Genomic DNA, 1,726 nt, shown 5'->3' with positions numbered 1-1,726 from the left:
GCGTTTACACAAAATTCTTTATACTACCTATAATGGTAAACCTATTCAATGCTTCTACCCCTCCAGACAGAGTAGCGAGCTATTCATAAACCCCCATGATGTTCATCAACTATCGTAAGTTCGTCATTAACATACCCAATGGTATAGAAACTGCCCCCCATCCTTATGTAATTGGTGAGCTTCTTTTTTCTATTAACAGCACAGTCCCAAATATTGAGATAAAGAAGGTTTTTATCATTGATAATGGGCGAAACCATAATAATGCTAAACCCTTCTTTTTTGGCTCGGCTCTCAATCTCATCATCACCCACATATTGAATTTGAAAATTTAATAATGTATCAGGTAGAGCGTCCGTAATGCCTATAACTCTCCGACCAAGAATTTTAGCCCCGATATCAACCATATATTCACTTAAATGCTTCTTTAAACATAGTGTATATAAGTTTTCAGAATTTTGAGCTTGGGTAAGGAAATAAAAATTCAGTAATATAAAGCAAGTTGAAATAATCTTTTTCATTTTTTCTTAGGGCAATAAATCTAACTACCCGTAAAGTATTCATCAATTATTGTAAGCTGGCCATCGGCACATCCGATTTTGAAGTTGCTACTCTTGTGCATGGATAGATAAGTTCTTTTTTTATTTCTATAAGTTAAATACTCATTGATATCTAGGTTCAATATATTTTCTGCGTTGGTTATTGGGAATATTTGGATAATCACAAAACCTTCTTTTTTGGTTTTCGCTTTGAGTTGGTCAGTGTTAAGATAGGTTATTTTAAACCCTTTGATTTCTTCCGGCATACTATCAGTAATACCCATAACACTTTTGATATATAATTGTCCCCCTTCCTGATTATGGTGCTTTTCAAGGTGCCTTTCAAGACATTGTAGGTACAGATTATCTTGTGATTGGGCCATAGCTATATTACTAGTGTAGATAGCCAATACAATTATGAAGATTGGTTTAAGCATTTTTATCATTTTTTCGGGTCTACAAAATATTTTTGAGGTATGGTAGCTATAACGCCGCTTGTATTGTAAATATATACAGTGTTCTCACGCCTGCCAATGATGTATTCATTTTTTGTAGCAGTCGTAATGTCATGTTTAGAGGGTGCTTGAACAGCACCATAATATAGACCATCTGATGATCGAGTTTGTCCGCTTGGGTGCGAATGCATATCCCATTTGCCCGGAATAAACCCTCCCCCTGCTCTTGGTGCGCCCTTACCATTGACTAATTCTCCGTTTCTGCCTTCTCTTACGCCATACTCTACATTGTTCCCGGGACGACTAGTAACGCTTCCCCCTTTTCCATCGTCCTGTTTAGAAATACGGTCATATTCAGCGCGTGTATCTCTATCTACAAGTTCAACTAGGTTATCCATGTGGTCGCCTTCCACGTTGCCTGCTTTAATCAATTTCTCAGTAGTTTTGGCTTCCTTTTTTGAAATAGGGTTCGACCAACCTTTTTGGTCTTCTTGCGTGCCTTCGGGATATAGTTGGTCTGTTGTTTTTGTTGTTTTGATTAGAAATGTCCTATCAGGTTGATCGTTCTTTTCCCTGAAAATTTCTTTGCCTTGCTCGTTTAAATAAATATTGTCCAAAGGGGCCAGCCCATCAGGATCGTTAAACCTTATCGGGTTATCAAAAGCAAAATTATAAGGACTCCAACTCGCCATCTCATCGGCCAGTGGATCAGGACTCAACCACCTGCTAATCACC

At 37.8% G+C, this 1,726-nt stretch carries 2 protein-coding genes and 1 pseudogene; all 3 read right to left on the bottom strand.

Annotated features, from left to right (window positions below; translation table 11 throughout):
• Window positions 1–83: 83 nt before the first annotated feature.
• Window positions 84–518 carry a hypothetical protein gene (locus E1163_RS00705; RefSeq protein ID WP_155168606.1) on the bottom strand — a complete coding sequence of 145 codons (435 nt, stop codon included), beginning with the start codon at window positions 516–518 and terminating at the stop codon, window positions 84–86.
• Between the two features lie 20 nt (window positions 519–538).
• On the bottom strand, window positions 539–973 hold the full coding sequence (locus E1163_RS00700; RefSeq protein WP_155168605.1) for a hypothetical protein: 435 nt from the start codon (window positions 971–973) through the stop codon (window positions 539–541).
• A 5-nt stretch (window positions 974–978) separates the two neighbouring features.
• Window positions 979–1,726: pseudogene (locus tag E1163_RS30235) on the bottom strand (hypothetical protein); the annotation flags it as partial.

The sequence above is a fragment of the Fulvivirga kasyanovii genome (genome assembly GCF_009711405.1).
GTDB classification, from domain to species: Bacteria; Bacteroidota; Bacteroidia; order Cytophagales; family Cyclobacteriaceae; genus Fulvivirga; species Fulvivirga kasyanovii.
Note: the sequence above shows the minus strand (reverse complement) of the source record. Positions and strands in the feature narration are given on the sequence as shown.